At 66.6% G+C, this 595-nt stretch carries 1 protein-coding gene; it reads right to left on the bottom strand.

Features of this window, described 5'->3' with window-relative positions; all coding sequences use genetic code 11:
* A partial coding sequence (locus A5692_RS16015) for a non-ribosomal peptide synthetase (RefSeq protein ID WP_156766111.1) occupies nucleotides 1-595 on the bottom strand: 595 nt, incomplete at both ends.

Genomic DNA, 595 nt, shown 5'->3' with positions numbered 1-595 from the left:
CGCATCTCCGACAACGAATCCCCACCCAACTCGAAAAACGAGTCCTCCACCCCCACCCGCTCCAGCCCAAGGACTTGCGCATAAATGCCCGCCAACATCTCCTCGGCCAGACTGGCCGGGGCGCGATAAGGAGCACCGGTGTAGTCGGGGGCGGGTAGGGCGCGGGTGTCGAGTTTGCCGTTGACCGTTAACGGCAAGGTGTCGAGCACTACGATCGCGGCCGGCACCATATAGGACGGCAGCCGCTGCGCTAACTCGGTGCGGATCGCGACCGGATCAACTGCGCCCGAACCGGATTGGGTGATGTAGCCGATCAGGCGTTTGTCGCCGGGGTGGTCCTCGCGGGCGATCACCACCGCCTGATCCACCCCATCGAGTGCGGCCAGGGCGGTGCGGATTTCGCCGAGTTCGATGCGGTACCCGCGGATTTTGACCTGCTCATCGGCACGGCCCAGATACCGCAGCTGCCCATCAGCACCCCAACACACCAGATCCCCGGTGCGATACATCCGCGCCCCCGGCGCCCCGGCCCCGGCGTACGGGCAGGCAACAAACCGGGACGCGGTCAGCCCCGCCCGGCGCACATACCCTAAGC

The organism is Mycobacterium sp. E342, assembly GCF_001667665.1.
Taxonomy (GTDB): domain Bacteria; phylum Actinomycetota; class Actinomycetes; order Mycobacteriales; family Mycobacteriaceae; genus Mycobacterium.
The sequence above is the reverse complement of the archived record's forward strand: the minus strand, read 5'-3'. Positions and strand labels throughout refer to the sequence as shown.